Source organism: Polaribacter pectinis (assembly GCF_014352875.1).
Classification (GTDB): Bacteria; Bacteroidota; Bacteroidia; order Flavobacteriales; family Flavobacteriaceae; genus Polaribacter; species Polaribacter pectinis.
Genome location: NZ_CP060695.1, coordinates 2,222,087 through 2,240,811, shown reverse-complemented (window position 1 = coordinate 2,240,811; position 18,725 = coordinate 2,222,087). Strand labels below are relative to the sequence as shown.

The following is an 18,725-nucleotide window of genomic DNA, read 5'->3' as shown; positions in this document are numbered from 1 at the left end:
CGAATTACAAATGTGTATGGCTTTTAGCGTTGGCTTTTTAACAACAACTTTTATTTTCTTGAATTGGTGGACAAGCTACTGTACCATAAGAACAATAAACACAACAATCCCCCTCTTTAGGTTTCAAAACCGTTTTGCAATTCTCACATTCGTAGAAAAATTGACAAGCGTTTGTTGGCATATCTTCTACTTTTTTATGTCCGCAGTTTGGACAAGTGATTTCAGATTTTAATATAGTTTCCATTAATTTTCTTTTTTGTCGGTTACTTTATAGCCTGTTGAATTAATTGCTTTCTCAATTTCCGTTTCATTGGTTTTGGTTTTGTCAAATTCAACGATTGCATTTCCATTTTCGTAAGACGCTTTTGAGTTTACAATTCCGTTGAGTTTGTTTACTTCGTGATTTACGTGCTCTTCGCAACTCGCACAGGTCATTCCATTGATTTTAAATTCCGTTGTTTTAATGTCCGATTTGTCGACTACGATAACTTGCTTTTCTGTATTTGGGTAAAAAATTCCTGAATAGTATGGGAAAGCCAACATCACAATTGCAAATACGGTTACAATTCCTAAAAACTTTTTTGATTGAATAAATTTTGGTTTTTCGTCCATCTCACAATCACAGTCGATTTCTTTTTGAGGTTTTAGTTTTTGATACCAAGCAAAACCAAGAACTAAAATTGTAAGTCCGATTAAATATGGTCTAAAAGGTTCTATCCAAGAAAATGTTGAAGCAATTCCGCTTGTTCCTGCGATTAGAGCCAAAACAGGTGTAATACAACATAATGAAGCTGTAATTGCGGTTAATAAACCTGCACCAATTAATTTGTTTTCACTTTTCATATTGATTCTAAAATTTTGTTATCATCAAGTATCTCAAAAAACGGATTTAACATTTTTTCGTATTCCGCTGTCAATGAGTAAAAAATGGTTTGAGCTTCTCTTTCCGTTTCTATTAAATTTCGGTCTTTCATTTTCCTCAAATGTTGAGAAATAGCAGAAATGTTCATTCCGAGAATATCGCTTAAATCACAAACGCAAAGTCTTTTTTCCTCAAAGAGTAGGTAAAGTATTTTCAGTCGAACGCTATTTCCGACTAATGAAAGTCCGTTCGCCAAATAGTCGAACGATTCGCTTAATTCCGAAACTGTGTCTTTGCAACGATTTATTTGTTCAATATCGGCTTGTTGTCTTATGCAAGAATTATTTTCCATAAAACAAAGTTACGGTTATTTCTTATTTAAGCAAATACTTAAATACATAATTTCAAGCGTTGGGAAATTTTAGCTCTTTTGGTTTTTTGAGCGTTGGATGTGTGTGTCGGAAAAAACCGAAAGTGCTAAAATATGCGGTTGGTTTTCAGCTTGTGGGTAACGTGTTTGTATATGGTTTGTTGCGTGTTTTAAGCACCTAATTTAGCAAATAAAAACCGAATAGAAAATCCGCGAGGATTTTCGTAAGTAGGCTAGAACTAGCAATAAATTATATACGGTGTTGCCATTAGTTTTTATTTCGGAAGTTCAATTATCCATTCATTTATATAGTTAGCAATTTTATATTTCTCTTTTTGAATTGCTTCAGTTTTTAGATTTTCTAAATTCAATTCAATTTCTTTGTAATTTTCAAAATAGCCATATAAATCTCTCCTTTCTTTGAAAAGGTCATAAACCCACTTTAGAACATTTCCTTTTTTTACAGAATCATCCCATTCGTTTCTTTTTGAATTAAGATTATTGTGGTTATCGTATTCTGAATTTACGTGTGTAATTAATTCATTTCTTTGTTGCCAACCCAATTTATTTGTTTCAGAATTATTTAACTCAATTTCTTTTTCTAAATTCATGAATATTTCTACAAGTTTTTTTTGAATTTCTAAATCTGATTTATTCATTTTTTTGTTTTCGGTTTTTTTATCAACTTCAAGTAGTTTTATTCGTTTACGCTCTCTTATTCTGTTTTTTGCATATGTAAATAACTTAAATGCTAAGAAAAAATCTAATATGATTAAAGCAAATCGGACAAAACTGTCTTTTAATATTAATATTCCTAAATCTATTTTTAAGTCTACTTTAGATGAAAAAGGAATAATTGCAATTCCAACTACAGATGTAATTGCAATTATTCCAATTATAATTGCTGGTATATAAATAAAGAAATTCAACCATTTTATATTACTGAAATATACATTAAAAATAAAGCCAAAGCCTATTGAGGATATTATAATACCTAAAATTATTGATATATAATTTGATTCATCAAAACCATTCGCAATCAAATAAATACCTCCAATTCCGAATCCAACTAAAAATATTAAAATGTTAAATATAAAGCCTAAAACCTCCCATTTTTCGATTTTATCTAATTTATTTCTAATTCTTTCTATCATAAAATATTCAATGTGAAATGTTCGGTTTGTAAATTAATGGCAACGTGTTTGTGTAAGATTAGTTGCGTGTTTTAAGCACTAAAGTTAGCAAATAAATCACAGATAGAAAGTCCGCGAGGACTTTCGTAAATTGGCTAAAACCAGCAATTAATTTTACACGGTGTTGGCAATAGTTTTTTTATTATGTTTTTACTTTTTCAGTCAATTCATTAAATATTTTTCTCAATTCAGTCTCTTTGGTTAGCTCAAAAATTTCTAATAAAGAACAAACCGTTTCCGCTTCCCACATGTTTTGAGTAATATTCCGATTATATTTTTTCAAGAGTTTGTTCAGACTTGTTTTGTTAACAGTTCCTCCAACTTCTCTTTCCAATACAATAATAAATTCATTTAAATTATTTACTGAAGTTTTCCAATCTCCCCAATCATTTTCCGCTTCGAGTATCTTTTCGGCAATCTTTTTGTCCGACTCGTTTACAAATCGATTTTCTTCGATTAGGTCAAATAGTTTGTCAAAGGTCAGATTATTCATTTATTAAATTAGTTTTTAAGTATAATCGAATTCTTCTATTTCTCCAATAAATTCAAAATTTTCAGTTTTTTCGATTGAACGAGAAATTGAAAAAGGTTCAGAAATCAAATTATTATCCAACAGGAATTTTTTGATTTCATTGTCAAGTTCTTTTTCTGCTCTAAATCTTGGGTTGACAAAATCTTTCAGTTTCTCTAAATAGTAATTGAGTTTACGTTTATAAGCAGATTTTGTAATTACAAAAATTCGATTTTGGGTTTGACTATATTTAATGTCTTCTCTCAAAACAATTTTAATTCTCCAAAATATAGGTTTGTGTTCTTTATAACAAATCAAGTTTCCAATAGGTGTTTCTAAAGTCCCTCCAAATTCATTTTTTATATAATGTCGTAACTCGGCAACAATGACATTTTCATTCCTTTCTTTCCATAAAAGCAGGTATTTGTCTAAAAGGATTGTGTCTTTCATAAATTATTGCCAACGTTTTTGTATATGAAAATTAGGCGATTTTGATGTACTGTATTTTCGATTCTTCACTGAGTCAGAAACAAGTCAACACTATTGATTTCAGCACTACTTCGCCTATTTTTTATATACATTGTTGTGTGTAGTTGCAAACTCATCGACATATTTTTTTCCAAAACGTTCTCCAATTTGAATATATGCTTCAGAGTTATAATGTATTATTCCAGCTTTATAGTCAATGTCATCAGTTTTTATCATCACCACATTAGGTAAAGAAACTTTTTCTTGACTTTTTTTAACTTTCAACCAATACTTTCCATCACCCTTTCCTATTTGTCCATAAACCACGGGAAGTGAACTATCTTTCAAATCTTCTCTAATATTAGTTATGAATTTTTCAAATTGAATGTGCCAATCGTCATAATGGTCCGTACTATCTCCTTCAGCATCATTTTCGCCTTGTAAAAAAAATAGTCCCTTTATTTCACCTTGGGTTTGCGAGGCTAAAGCCCTTTTTAATAATCTTAGGTAAAGAGAATTATCAGAAAAACTTTTTTGCCATTGAGCGATATTTGTTCCTCCTACAGCAACATTAATTACACCAATTGGATTACTTGAATTTTGACTTATTACTTTTGCCATAGCCATACTCGGTCCAACTTTTTTTCTTACAGGCTCTCTACCAAATTCCCATTTATAGTCTTTATTAAATACATATATTTTACCATCATTCAAACTTTCGATTTTTTCTTCTCCATCACCTTCCATATTTGATTGACCTGCTAGGAGATAAATAGACATTTTGCCACGATGGTTTTCATTCAAAACTTCCTTTTTGGTTTCAGACTTATATTTAGGATTTAAAATTTTGATTAAGTTTCCTAAGCCATATTTCTTTTGAACTATTGCACCTCCTATAAAAAAGAGTCCCAATAAAAGCACTAAAAGTATTTTTTTTCTAATTTTCATTTCTTCGTTCTAATAAATTACACACAACGTTGTTGTATATGGTTTGTTGCGTGTTTCAAGCAACTAATTTAGTAAATAATTACGGACAAAGAAAGTCCGCGAGGACTTTCGTAAGTAGGCGAGAAGCCAGCAATAAATTATATACTGTGTTGGCATTTCGTTGTTTTTCGAGCTAAAATTATTCAGTCTTTAGTCGATTTTTTTTGAAAATTTAATATAATTACAAAAGCTAAATTCCAGATAATGAATTAGAATTTAGCTTTTAAAATAATTTTACTTCAATATTTTTTTCTTTTCTTTTTTAGCAAAATAGTAAATTAAATTTCCAATTCCCAAAGTCCACCAAAGTGTAAAAAAGGCAATTAATAGATGTCCAGTTGTAGAACCATTATTTCTTGTTAAAAGAAAATATTCAGGTGTTTCTTCTTTTAATTTCCAATCATTTGCGATGTACATTTTTACATCTTTGTAGGCTTCATCTCTTGCCAACTTTTTTTCATCTATTTGTTTATTCTCTTCCATATTTTTAATGGTTTAGTTATTCCTACTCCTTTTTAAAGTCCTTTTTCAGATAATTCCGACTAAATTTTAATCTACAAAGTTACAATTTTAGTGACTTAATCACATAATTATATATTTCAAATTTCAATTTTTAATAATTATTTTCATTTTTAGTGTTCTGCTCAATGAATGCCAACGTGTTTGTATATGGTTTGTTGCGTGTTTCAAGCACCTAATTTAGTAAATAATTACCGACCAAGAAAGTCCGCGAGGACTTTCGCAAGTAAGCAAGAAGCCAGCAATAAATTATATACGGTGTTCTACGCAGTTATTTATTCTGTCAAGTTCAATTGTCAAGGGAAAAAATCACTATCTTCATAATTCAATATTTTTTTGCGTAAATCTTTCTCATTTCGAAGTATTCTACTCGCTGAAAAAACCAAGTTATCAAATGATTTTTTGACTTTATCTTCATTTTCATTTAGGTCCGACCTTTTAAATAAACGAATTTTTTTACATTTCTCATTATTAAATACTTCTTCTAATAAAGTTTTGTCAGTTGTACCTAAAGAATGCCCTAAAACAAGAACTTCATAATCATCTATACTATTATTATCTAAAATATCACTATAAATTCTATTATAATTATTATTTTTTAAATACGCAAAAGTTTTAAAATTTTCCAAAAACTCATTTGCTTCTAAATCCTTTATTTCTTGATATTCCTTATGTTTATCGTTACCATATCCAAAAACGATATTGTCTTGTGTCAAATTACCGTGGATATAATTAATATTTACGCTTTTGAGATTAGTTATTCCATTACTGAATTCCGAGAAGTAATTTCCAATGGTTTTGGTATAATTAAAGTTTATAATGAATATATTAAAATCTAAATTATCATATACTTTTATATTATTAAAGAATTCATTTATTTTCGGATTATGCTTTAGTAAAATAGTATTTAAATATTCTTTTAGGTAATTTTTGATTTCTATTAATTCTTTATTGAGTCTTTTTACTTGGTTTATGTATTTAGAATCGGATTTATATAGAATTTTTAATCTAATTAGTTCTTGGAAATAAGCATTTTCTATATCAAACCAGTTTGTATATTGATTATTATATAATTTACCCAAAAATGTATTAGATATAATAGTTTGGATTTTATCTGAATTATTAGTTAGTAGCTCGTTTAAAGAGTCGTTTGTGTAATTATTAAAATATCGTCTAACAACATTATCAATCTCATCCGGCTGAAAAATAACATACCGATATTGTTCTCTATTTATAAAATCAAAAAAAATGTCTTTCAAAAAAGTTGTAGCTTCTTTTGTCGTTATAAAAGTTTTGATTTCTTTTTCAATTTTTTCAATAAGCCAAGTAGCAAAATCATTATAGCCTGTCTTTAAGTTGTGAGATAAATCAAATCCATTTCCAATCAATAATATGATGTTAGTGCTTTTTACTACAGTTTTCATTTTAGGTTAAGATTTTGTTTAATTGCGTAGAACTGGTTATATGTAATCAAATATATTGTATAATAATTATATTTTAGGGGATAAACCAAGTTTTTCGTTATTATTATCCGTGTTTTTTAATTTCTGTAAAGCTAAATCTAACGGATTTTGAATTTCTAATAAATCCTTTCTTTTTACGTGTGTGTAAATCATAGTAGTCTCTGGTTTTGAATGTCCTAGTAGAGATTGTATGTATCTTATGTCTACTCCGTTTTCTAATAAATGAGTTGCGTAACTATGTCTTAATGTATGTGGTGTTACTGGCTTTTTTATATTCGCTTTTAAACAACTCTTTTTTAAAAATTGTCTAACACTTTCAGCACTATATTTTCCACCTTTTTGCCCTTCAACGAAAAATTTTTTCGGTTTGTAAGAATAATAATAATTGGATAGTAGCGGTAGAAAACTTTCAGCTAAACTTACATATCTATCTTTTCGGCCTTTACTATCTTTAACAATTAGTTGTTTTCTATCTATGTGAAAATCTATTAACTCTAAATTTATCAATTCACTTATTCTTAATCCACAAGAATAAATTAATGCAAGAATAGCTCTGTGTTTTAAGTTTTGTGTAGATCTTATAATGTCTAAAACTTCTTCCTGTGAGAGTACATTTGGTAGTTTTCTTGATTTTTTAGGTCTTTCTAAAACTAAATCATTAATTTGTGTGTGTGGATAGAATGCTATAAATAATTTCAATCCACTAATGAACTGCCTTTGGGAGCTTACAGAATATTTACGTTCAATGAATACTTTTTCTATAAACAGCTCTACACTTCTGTTGTTTAATTCGTTTAAAGGGGTTTTAGTGTGAAAATTAATAAAATCAGCTACAAAGAATGTGTAGGTTTGTATTGTGCTTAAACTATATCTTTTACCTTTTAGGTAAGAGTAATATTGGTTAAGTAGTACTTTTTCATCTTCAGTAAGGTTCCGTTTAAAAAGTGTTTTTTTAGATATTTTACTATCATCTATAATGGCTATCCTATCAAAATATTTATGGACTAATTCTAAATTTTGACTTGTATCTTCAATATACCACGCTCTTAAAGTTATGCTCCATTTAGAACCTTTAATTTTTTTTAAAGTATCTTTTAATAAGTCGTTATACTTAAACTTTAATAATAGTTGAGGTATTTTTCGATGGACTTTTTGTTCTAAAACAATAGTAGGTAGATTATTCATTCTTTTTGTATAGCTCTTAAATTTAATAAAAAAGAATTAATTATTTGTTTTTTGGTATCAAAATATTTTTAAAGAGTGTTTTTTAAGCGAAGTACTGATAATAAATAATTAGATGCAGAATGTTTCATCATCAAATTATTTTTTGAAAAAAAGTAAAATTATATTTATTTAATGCGAGGTAACTTTTTAGCTTTTTTATGTCTTCAATTTTCATATTTCAACATAAATTATAGGTTATACTTTATGAGTAAAACTCTAGAGATAAGAGTAGAGTATGTTATAACTCCTGAAATTTGAAGTTTTCCTTATGATTTTTTAACTGAAATTTAGTTAAAAGATTTTATTAAAAATAATGTGGCTTTTCTTTTAGAGCATAATAAAGGATGTATTAATTAGTAAATCATTTAATATTTATTATTTTTACTTCTAAAATCAACAAAAATTGAATTTTAAATTAAAATTATTTTCTTTTTTTACATTTATTTTCTTTCAAACTGTAATTGCACAAAACACAGTAGAATTTTTACAGTTGTCAGGAGAAAATGCTTCCACTCAAAGTATTACCTATGCAATTAAGCAAGACAAAGATGGGAATGTTTGGATTGGTTCTGAAGAAGGTATTCTAAAGCATAATTCTGTTAACTACAAAAACTATAATACTTATAATGGATTACCAGAAACATTAAGTAATAGAACAACAGAAATTTTTATTGATAGTAAAAATAATATTTGGGCTGGTTTAGAGAAAGGAGTTTGTTTGTATAATAAAGAGTTAGATAAATTTGATTTAATTCAGAATAAAAATAATATAAATCCTTCTCTAATTACTAGTATTGATGAGGATTCTGAAGGAAATATTTGGATTGGTGCTTTTAATGGTTTGTGGGAATATAATACAAAAACACAAGAATTAAATCTTAAAAAATTTGAAGAACCTATTGAAGCTTTAACAATAGCTTCTAATAAAATATTTTTTGGTACAGAAAAAGGGCTTTTTATTTATAATATTAGTAAGAATAATATACAAGAAATTGATTTAGATTCAGCACTTAAAAATATATATCATTTAAGTAGTGTAAGAAATACTGTATATGTTGGCACAAAACAAGGTGTGGTTTTCAATTTAAAGATAATGTTAAATGAAGTGTCTTTTAATAAGGTTTTAAGAGATTTTAAAAATCCTATAAAAGATATTATTGCAAAAGATAGTGAAAGTATTTATGTTGCTACAGATGGAGATGGAATCTATCATTTAGATGCACAAAATAAAACCTTAAATCATTTTATACAAAACTCCAATAATCCTACTTCAATTTCTAGTAACGGAATATATGATTTGGAGTTAAGTAAAGATGGTATTTTATGGGTAGCCACTTATGGTGGTGGTATAAACTATTTTAACCCTAAAAAACTTCCTTTTTATAAAATTCAACATCAATTAAATAATATTAATAGCCTTTCTAACAACTTTACAAGAAGTATAGCAAAAGATAAGAATAACAATCTTTTGTTGGTGTAAATGTGTAACCTCCATCTGCAAGTATTAACAAATTACCTTGTGTTAAATGGGCAACTTCTCCTTTTTGATAAGTAGTAATTCCTATTTTGAATTCTTTTACTGATAAAACATCTCCATCAATATCTGTATCATTCATTAACAATCCATCTGTTGCAGAAACTGTTAAAACTTCATCTTCATTAATTGTTTTAGAATCTGTATTTGCAATTGGTGCATCATTTGCAGGATTTACTGTAATGTTTAAAGTACTTGTTGCATTTGCTGATACAGTTCCGTCTGAAATTTCATATTGAATTTCAGGAACTTTACCATTAAAGTTTGGTGTTGGTATAAAAACATAACCTCCATTTACATTTACAGTTATAGAACCTTCTGTAACCACTGTAGTTTGACCAGCAATTTTAGTAACGCCACCGATTGTAAAATTAACAACCGTTATTGGGTCTAAATTTGCATCTGTATCATTTTTGATGATGCTTTTTGCATCACCATCTGCAACAGTTAACGTAACCTCTTCATCAGTAATATTTGTATCTGGATTCGCAATTGGTGCAAAAGAAGATTTAGGAACAACAACTGTTACAACTGCTGTATCAAAACCTCCTTGTCCATCAGAAACTTGGTAGGTAAAAATATCTGAACCATTATTAAATCCTGCTCCTGGAGTATATTTTATCGTTCCGTTTGCATTAATTACTGCTGCACCTTTTGTTGGTTGAATTGTAATTGCACTTACTGATAAAACATCTCCATCTATATCTGTATCATTTGTTAACACAGGAATATCTTTAGGTGTATTTGGGTCTGTTGCTGCTGTATCATCTACTGCAACAGGATTATCATCTACAGAAGTTACTGTAATTGTTAATGTTGTATGCGCAGTATTTGTTCCATCTGTTACTGTATAAGTAATTGTTGGTACAGTTCCGTTATAGTTTAATGTTGGTGTGTACGTATAACTTCCATCAGCATTTAATTTTACAACTCCCGAAGCAATTGTTGCAGAAGTTCCTGCTAGATAATTTGTACCATTAATTGTAAATTGAGAAACGGTAATTACATCTCCATCTAAATCTGTATCATTATTTAAAACTCCATTTGCTGCTGAAACAGTTAAAGGAGTATCTTCTAAAGTTGTATTTGTATCTGCAATTATAGTTGGTGTATCATTTATATTGGAAACTGTAATATCTAATGTTGCTGTTGCTGTAAGAACTCCATCTGAAATAGTATACATAACTTGAGGGACAGTTCCTACAAAATGTGAAGCTGGTGTGTACACATAACTTCCATCTGCATTTATTTTGATAGTTCCTTCTGTAATTGTTGCAGTTGTTCCTGCATTAAAATCTGTTCCGTTAATTTGGAATTTTGTTACTGTTATAGTATCCCCATCTGAATCAGAATCATTTTTAAGAACTCCATTTGCTACATCAATATTTAAAATGGTGTCTTCATTTGTACTGTTTGTATCTGCATAAGCAATTGGTACATCATTTACATTATCAACAGTTATTGTTAATGTGCTATGAGCTGTATGAACTTGATCTGAAATTGTATATGTAATTACAGGAACAGTTCCTTTAAAATGCAATGCTGGAGTGTAAACGTAACTTCCATCTTGATTAATTCTAACAGTTCCTTCTGTAAGTGTTGCAGTTGCTCCTGCATTATAAGGTATTCCGTTAACTTCAAAATTTAAAACATTTAAAGCATGATTTTCTGGATCAGAATCGTTCTTTAAAACTCCATCAGCAGCTAATACATTTAATGGTGTATCTTCATTTGTGCTGTTTGTGTCTGCTACTGCAACAGGAACATCATTTACTTCAATTACTGTAATATCTAATGTTGATGATGCTGTTTTATCTCCATCAGTAACAGTATAAGTAATTTGAGGAACATTACCGTGGAAATGTGACGCCGGTGTATACACATAACTTCCATCTGCATTTAATTTTACAGTCCCTTCAGTTATTGTTGCTGTTGTTCCTGCATTAGTATCGGTTCCATTAATTTGGAATTTAGTAACCGATAATGGAAGATTTTCCTCATCAGTATCATTCTTTAAAACACCATTTGCTGCAACTACATTTAAAATAGTATCTTCATTTGTACTATTTGTGTCTGGTACTGCAGTAGGTCCATCATTTACAGCATTTACGGTAATATCTAACGTAGAACTTGATGTTAGCTCGCCATCTGAAACTACATAATGGACTTGTGGCACGTTTCCGTGAAAATGAAATGCCGGATAAAAAGTATAACTTCCGTCTGAATTTACAACTAAATTTCCTTCTGTTAAATGAGCTGTTTCACCTGCATTATACGTTGTTGTTCCAATAGAAACTTGTGTTATTGTTTTGGTTACGGTTAATGAATTTCCATCAACATCAGAATCGTTGCTTAAAATTCCGTTTTCCGCAGAAACTGTTAAAACTACATCTTCATTTGTTGCACCAAAATCTGCCACAGCTAATGGTGCATCATTTACTGGAATAACAGTAATATCTAATGTTGAACTTGCTGTTAAATTTCCGTCTGAAATTGTATAGGTAACTTGTGGTACGTTTCCGTTAAAATCATGTGTTGGTGTAAATGTGTAACTTCCATCAGTTTTTAAATTTAAAACCCCTTCTGTTAAGTTGATATCTGTACCTACTGTTCTTACAGTTCCACCAATTGAAATTGCGCTCACTGTAATTGCATCTCCATCTACATCAGAATCATTTTTTAAAATTCCATTTGAAGCAACAACTGTTAGTAACGTATCTTCATTTGTTGAATTTGTGTCTTTTACTGCAACAGGTGCATCATTTACTGCACCAACTGTAATGTCTAATGTGCTGCTTAAAATATCAGTTCCATCAGTCATTGTGTATGTTACCTGTGGAAAAGCTCCGTTAAAATTAGTTGCTGGGGTAAATACGTAACCTCCATCTGCATTAATGTGAATTGAACCTTTTGTAATATTTGCAGTTGTTCCAACAAGATATGTTGTTCCGTTTATTGCAAACTGAGTAACGTGTTCTGCATCGCCATCAATATCTGTATCATTTGCTAAAACTCCATTTGCAGCAGCTACATTTAATGGTGTGTTTTCGGTTGTTGAATTTACATCTGCTACTAAAACTGGATGATCGTTTACAGGATTTACAGTTATTTTTAAAGTAGTACTTGCATTTGCAGTAGCAGTTCCATCTGTAATTGTGTAGGTAATATCTGGAACATTTCCGTTAAAATTAGGAACTGGTGTAAATACATAACTTCCATCAAAATTTAATTTAATGTTTCCAACATTTGGAATTGCAACTAAATCTCCTGCATTGTTTGTACCGGCAGCTCCGTCTATAATAAAACTAACTAAAGTTAAATGATCTAAATTACCATCTGTATCATTTTTTAAAACTCCATTTGCTTCAGTAACCGTTAAAGTTGTGTCTTCATCAACAGAATTTGTATCTGCATTTGCAACTGGTGGAAATGGCGAAACAGGAATTGAAATATTTACAACTGCTGTTATATTGTTTCCATTTCCATCAGAAATTTCATAAGTAAATGTATCTGTTCCATTTGTTACTCCTGCATTTGGTGTGTAGGTTATTGTTCCATCAGCATTTATAACTGCAGTTCCTCTTGTAGGAGCAACTGTAATATTGCTTACTGTTAAAACGTCTCCATCTATATCAGTATCATTTGATAAAACTGGAATTTTAACGGCAACACCAGGATCTGTACCTGCAACATCATTGGTTGCAATTGGCGCATCATTTATTGGGTTTACTGTTAATTCTAAAGTATTATTTGCTGTTTTTGAACCATCAGAAATGGTGTACACAATTTGAGGAACAGCACCGTTAAAATTGGCAACTGGTACAAACGTGTAACTTCCGTCAGCTTTAATAGTTAAATCTCCTTTTCCTGGAATTGTAGTGGTTCCGCCAGTTGTAGCATTTACAGGAACTGTTGTTCCGTTTACAACAAACTTTCTAACTGTTAAAGGATCGTTTTCTATATCTGTATCATTAGTTAATAAACCATTAGCAGCTAAAACTGTTAAGGTTGTATCTTCATTTACAGAATTCGTATCCGGATTTGCAACTGGTGCATCATCTATTGGGTTTACTGTAATATCAAAAGTTGAACTTGCTGTTAGCGTTCCATCAGAAACAGTGTATGTAACTTGTGGTACAGCTCCGTTATAATTTAATGCTGGAGAAAAAACATAACTTCCATCAGCATTCATTTTTAAAGTTCCAATAGTAGGAATTGTTGCAGTTGTACCTGCATTTGTTGTACCTGCAATTCCGTTGATTGCAAAACTTACTATATTTAAGGTGGTTCCTTCATCAACATCTGTATCATTTTTTAAAACTCCATTTAGAGCAGAAACAGTTAATGTAATGTCTTCATTAGTAACATTTGTATCAGGATTTGCAATTGGGGCATCATTTACAGCATTTACAGTAATATCTAAAGTTGCATTTGCTGTATTAACATCATCTGTAATAGTATAATGTATTTGAGGTACTTTTCCGTTAAAGTTAGTAACTGGTACAAAAGTATAACTACCATTTCTTGTGATTGTTAACGTTCCTTTTCCTGGAATTAATGTTGAAGCTCCTGCTGGATCATCAACTGGAACATCAACAACTACTCCTTCTACAACAAATTGAATTATGTTTATTCCATGTCCATCAGGATCATTATCATTCTTTAATAAACCATCTACTTCTGCAACTGTTAAGGTTGTATTTTCATTTGTAGTATTTGTATCTGGCAAAGCAATTGGCGCATCATTTACTTGAATTACAGTAATATCTAATGTACTTGTTGCTGTTAATATTCCGTCTGAAATTGTATACGTTACTTGAGGAACATTGCCATTAAAATTAGCAAAAGGTGTATAGGTATAACTTCCGTTTGCACTTAATTTTAAAGTTCCAACATTTGGAATTGTTACTGTACCATTTGCATTTGTAGTTCCTGCAATTCCATCAATAATAAAACTTGAAACTACTAAAGTTGTTCCTACATCAATATCCGTATCGTTTTTTAAAACTCCGTTTGAAGCAGAAACATTTAAAATAACATCTTCGTTGGTTGTATTTGCATCTGGATTTGCTATTGGTGCATCATCTACATCAGAAACTGTAATATCTAAAGTGCTTGTTGCTGTATTTACACCATCAGAAACAGTGTACATTACTTGCGGAATTGTTCCGTGGAAATTTAAAACAGGTACAAAAGCAAAACTTCCATCTCTTCTAATTGTTAATTCTCCTTTATTAGCAATTGTTCTTTTTCCTCCAATATTCGGGTCTACAGTAACTGAAACTCCTTCAACAACGAATTTGGTAACAATCATTGTGTTACCATCTACATCTGTATCGTTTTTTAACAAACCATCAACTGTTGTAATGTTTAAGGTAACATCTTCTGGTGTTGTAGCTGTATCTGGATTTGCAATTGGTGCATCATTAACAGCATTTACTGTTATATTAATAATTGCTGTATTTGAAATTAAACCTAAATTATCTTTTACGGTATAATTGATATTCGGATTTCCATAATAGTTTGCAACTGGTGTAAAAACCAATGTTCCTGAACCAGTAACTGTATAAGTTCCTACATTTGCAATTACTAACGGATTTCCTGTCATTCCTACATTTGCAGGATTATTTGGATCTATTAAAATGATAGACGTTGTATCTATGGTTCCATCTACATCCGTATCATTTGATGTAATTGTATTAAGTGTTAAAACATCTCCTTCATTAATTGTTCCTGAAACATTATTGGCAATAGGTGCATCATTTACAACCGAAACAGAAATACCAACCGTTCCTTCATTTGAAGTAATGTTTCGAGTATCTTTTACCGTATATTTTATATCTGCAGTTCCATTAAAGTTGGCAATAGGTGTAAAAACTACGTTACCTTGTGGGTCTACTGTATAAGTTCCTTTTCCTGCAATTACTAATGGAGTTCCTGATTTTCCTGTATTTGCAGGATTATTTGGATCAATTAAAATAATTGTTGATGGAACGATTGCTCCATCAGAATCTGTGTCATTCCCTGCAATTGTTGGAATTGTAATTGGTGTATCTTCTGGAGTTGAGTTTCCTAAATCATCTAAAGCAACTGGTGGAGTATTATTAACTGATAATTTTCCTGCATCTGAAATTGTGCTACAAACATAATCTGCTTTAGAAATTACAACTCTATATAAATAATTATTCTCTGTAATTGCAATATTAGAAACCGTTAATTTCTTTGTAGTTGCACCTGCATATTTTCCGCCATTTGCAATATTTGTAAAAGTTGCGCCATTATCTGTGCTTTGTTGCCATTGAAAAACTGAACCTGTAGAAGTAGCTTCAAAAGTTGTACTTGCACCTACAAATACTGTTTTATTTGTTGGTTGAGAACTCACAACAACTGCTGTACCTGCAGTAGTTACGTTGATGTTTGTACCTGTATAAGCAGTCGCAAAACCGGTAACTTTACCATCTACACCAATTCCTGTTCCATTAACTTCTCCTGGTTTTGTAGTACTTTCTGTATGACCAGCTTCTTTAACATCTGGACAACCGTCATTATCTGAATCTGTATCTTGATGATCTGGTTTTCCGTCAGAATCTCTATCAAAAGTTGAAACAATTCCGCTTGCGTTTAAAGTTCCGTAATCTGGATCTTTATAATCTGGTGTTCCATCTGTGTCTGAATCTGCATCAGGATTTACATTTCCTGGAGTTTCTTGTGTATCTAAAATTCCATCATTGTCATCATCTAAATCTATTACATCTGGAATTCCATCTGAATCTGAATCAACTTTAATCGTAATCGTTAAGGTTGATGAAGCAGTTCCTCCAGTTCCATCAGAAACAGTATATGTTACCACAGGTATTAAACCTGCATAACCATTATTTGGCACAAAAACATAACTTCCGTTTGCATTTATTTTCAAAGTTCCAACACCTGCAATTGTTACTGTTTGGTTGGCATTATAAGTTGCACCGTCTCCAGTAATTACAAAAGTTAAAACAGTTAAACTTGATGATTCTACATCAGAATCATTCTTTAAAACTCCATGTGCAGCATTCACATTTAAAGTAACATTTTGTGTTGTTGCATTTGTATCAGGATTTGCAATTGGATTGTCATTTACCGGAGTAACAGTAATATTTAATGGCGCTTCATTAGATGTAAACCCTGCATCATCTTTAATTGTATACTTAATATTAGCAGTTCCGTTAAAATTTGCTTCTGGTGTAAATACTAAATTTCCTGAAGCATCAATAGTATAAGTTCCTTTTCCTGCAATAATTAAAGGAGTTCCTGTTTTCCCTGTATTTGTTGCATCTGTTGGATCTATTAATATAATAGTTGAAGGATCTACTGTTCCATCCTCATCTGTATCATTTACATTAATAGTGGCAATATTTACAGGGTTGTCTTCTGCCGCTGTTCCAGAATCTGCAACTGCAACTGGCGCGTCATTTACAGCTGTTATTGTAATATCAGTAGCACCAGAAACTGCTGGTGCAATTCCGTCTGAAACTGAATATGTAAAATCTCCAGGATTGTCTGTACCATTATAAGCAGTTGGTGCATCATAAATTAAACCAACTAATTCAGCAGAAGTTAACGTTGCTCCATTTGCAACAACTGTTCCGTTTGCTTTTTTAACAACTCCTAAAGTTGGTAAACCTGTAACTGTAATTGTTAATGTATTTCCATCTGGGTCTGATGGTGCTGTTAAACCTAATGCAGTATTTTTGCTTTCTTCTGCAACTGTAATTGCAGAACTATTTGCAACTGGAGGATTGTTAGAAGATACCGTTAATTTTGCCTGATTAGAAATTACTTCACATACATAATCTGTTTTAGAAACTCTTAATCTAAATAAGTAGTTATTTTGTGAAACTGTTACCCCTGTTATGTTTAAAGTATTTGTATGTACTCCACTATAAACACCATTGTTTAAAATTGTGTGAAAACTTGTACCATTATCAGAACTAACTTCCCATTGAAAAACATTACCAGTAGTTGCTACTGTAAATGATGTGTTAGCACCAGAAATGATTGTTTTATCAGTTGGTTGAGCTGTTATAGCCTCTGCAACACCTGCCGTTACAACATTTGCATTTGTACCTGTATATGCTGTTGTAAAACCTTTAACTTTTCCGTTAGAACTATAACCTGTTCCTTGAACTTCACCAGCTTTTACTGTACTTTCTACATGTAAAGATTCTCTAACATCCGGACAACCATCACCATCTGAATCTGTATCAAATTGGTCTATTTTTCCATCTTTATCAATATCAAATCTGTCATCTATATTATCTGAATTTGTATCTATAAACCCTGGAGTTGCTGGATCTTTATAATCTATAACTCCATTATTATTCGCATCAAGAATTGGATTTGTTCCATTATTTTCTACGGTGTCTAAAATTCCGTCATTGTCATCATCTAAATCTATAGTATCTCCAATTCCATCATTATCGTTATCATTATCAATAACTAAAATACCCAATGTTCCGTTTTCTGCGTGCAAACCTAAAGTATCTTCAACAGTAAATTTTATAGAAGCATCACCTGCAAAAGTTACTATTGGTGTAAAAACAAAACTACCATTGTTTGTTACTGTGTATGTTCCCACATTTGAAATTACCAAAGGTGAACCTACTTTTCCTTGGTTAGCGGTATTGTTTGGATCAATTAACTTCACTGTAGTTAAGTCTATATTTCCATCAACATCATTTGCACCCGTTAAAATATTTCCAGAAAAAGTTGTGCCTATATTTATAGTATTCCCTAAATTATCTACAACTGTTGGGGCAGTGTTTAAAGTTGTAGTTTGTGGATTACTAAAATTAATTTCTTTTAAAAAACTTACAGAATGTAATCTTGCATAAGAAGAGGTTGTTGCATCTCCATTTCTAAATCTAATTGTACTTACATTTTCGTAATCGATTCTTACTACTGCTCTTGGGTTTGTAGAAATTCCGTTTATACTTCCAGAAGGCGATTGAAATCTTGTAAATGGAGCATGTGGTTGCGAAACTGTTAAAAGAGAATTATTTCCTCCTTCTAAAACATACGATTTTGCCACAACTGCACTAAAAAATTCTCTACCATCAACATCAATTGCTTCAACAGAAAAATTATTTAAAACAACAGGAGTACCTATATCTGAAGCATTAGTTACAGTTCCGTCTGCAACAAAATTAATTTCCCATTCCACATAACCACCACCTTGAGTTATACTTGTTGTTGGTTGAAAACGATTATCCGAACCGTAAGTACTTTCATCAGTTTCACCAATATTTGCATGTGAAATATTTACAATAGTTACAACTGCATCTACTGTAATTCCATCTTGATTTACAACTACATTCTGATAAATGTATTTAGCACCAACTGTATTACTTGCTGGACTCCCAGATAAACGAGTAGGACCTTTTGCTGCACTAAATTTAGGTTTTAATTGTGCACTTAAAGTTAATGTAAAGCAAAAAATGAGAATTGCTAATACTTTTGAAAAAGTGTTTTTTTTGTAGGATTTCATATTAACTTGATTAATGTGAATTTTAGTGGAAAAATTAAAATTTAATTATGTACACAAATATGTAGTAATTC

General features: G+C 30.7%; 12 protein-coding genes. 1 reads left to right on the top strand and 11 read right to left on the bottom strand.

What is annotated here, in order from left to right:
• Window positions 1-37: 37 nt before the first annotated feature.
• The 10 genes from H9W90_RS09955 to H9W90_RS09910 all read right to left on the bottom strand — a co-directional run bounded on the left by H9W90_RS09955 (window position 38) and on the right by H9W90_RS09910 (window position 7,558).
• Entirely contained in the window at window positions 38-244 is a 207-nt protein-coding gene (locus H9W90_RS09955; protein ID WP_084677408.1) for a GDCCVxC domain-containing (seleno)protein, read from the bottom strand.
• Window positions 244-843, bottom strand: a complete 600-nt coding sequence (gene merTP, locus H9W90_RS09950; protein WP_187481451.1) for a mercuric transport protein MerTP — start codon at window positions 841-843, stop codon at window positions 244-246. The genes H9W90_RS09955 and merTP overlap by 1 nt, the downstream gene beginning before the upstream one ends.
• Complete coding sequence (locus H9W90_RS09945) at window positions 840-1,214, bottom strand: ArsR/SmtB family transcription factor (protein WP_187481450.1); 375 nt, start codon at window positions 1,212-1,214, stop codon at window positions 840-842. The genes merTP and H9W90_RS09945 overlap by 4 nt, the downstream gene beginning before the upstream one ends.
• Window positions 1,215-1,507: 293 nt before the next feature.
• Window positions 1,508-2,386, bottom strand: coding sequence for a hypothetical protein (locus tag H9W90_RS09940; RefSeq protein ID WP_187481449.1), 879 nt, complete (start codon window positions 2,384-2,386; stop codon window positions 1,508-1,510).
• A 181-nt stretch (window positions 2,387-2,567) separates the two neighbouring features.
• Entirely contained in the window at window positions 2,568-2,918 is a 351-nt protein-coding gene (locus H9W90_RS09935; protein ID WP_187481448.1) for a hypothetical protein, read from the bottom strand.
• Between the two features lie 15 nt (window positions 2,919-2,933).
• On the bottom strand, window positions 2,934-3,386 hold the full coding sequence (locus H9W90_RS09930; RefSeq protein WP_187481447.1) for a hypothetical protein: 453 nt from the start codon (window positions 3,384-3,386) through the stop codon (window positions 2,934-2,936).
• A 114-nt stretch (window positions 3,387-3,500) separates the two neighbouring features.
• Window positions 3,501-4,352: a sialate O-acetylesterase gene (locus H9W90_RS09925; protein ID WP_187481446.1), complete on the bottom strand. Its 852-nt coding sequence runs from the start codon at window positions 4,350-4,352 to the stop codon at window positions 3,501-3,503.
• Between the two features lie 273 nt (window positions 4,353-4,625).
• On the bottom strand, window positions 4,626-4,874 hold the full coding sequence (locus H9W90_RS09920) for a DUF8108 domain-containing protein (RefSeq protein WP_187481445.1): 249 nt from the start codon (window positions 4,872-4,874) through the stop codon (window positions 4,626-4,628).
• A 332-nt stretch (window positions 4,875-5,206) separates the two neighbouring features.
• On the bottom strand, window positions 5,207-6,334 hold the full coding sequence (locus H9W90_RS09915; protein ID WP_187481444.1) for an AbiH family protein: 1,128 nt from the start codon (window positions 6,332-6,334) through the stop codon (window positions 5,207-5,209).
• A gap of 66 nt (window positions 6,335-6,400) precedes the next feature.
• Window positions 6,401-7,558, bottom strand: coding sequence for a tyrosine-type recombinase/integrase (locus tag H9W90_RS09910; RefSeq protein WP_187481443.1), 1,158 nt, complete (start codon window positions 7,556-7,558; stop codon window positions 6,401-6,403).
• A 442-nt stretch (window positions 7,559-8,000) separates the two neighbouring features.
• Between H9W90_RS09910 and H9W90_RS09905 the strand changes: the two genes are divergently transcribed.
• The gene (locus tag H9W90_RS09905; protein ID WP_187481442.1) at window positions 8,001-9,077 is read left to right on the top strand and encodes a ligand-binding sensor domain-containing protein; all 1,077 of its coding nucleotides are present in this window, start codon (window positions 8,001-8,003) and stop codon (window positions 9,075-9,077) included.
• Here H9W90_RS09905 and H9W90_RS09900 read toward each other — a convergent pair.
• Window positions 9,028-18,654 (bottom strand): cadherin-like domain-containing protein, encoded by a 9,627-nt coding sequence (locus H9W90_RS09900; protein ID WP_187481441.1) that lies wholly within the window; start codon window positions 18,652-18,654, stop codon window positions 9,028-9,030. The genes H9W90_RS09905 and H9W90_RS09900 overlap by 50 nt on opposite strands.
• Window positions 18,655-18,725: the final 71 nt, after the last annotated feature.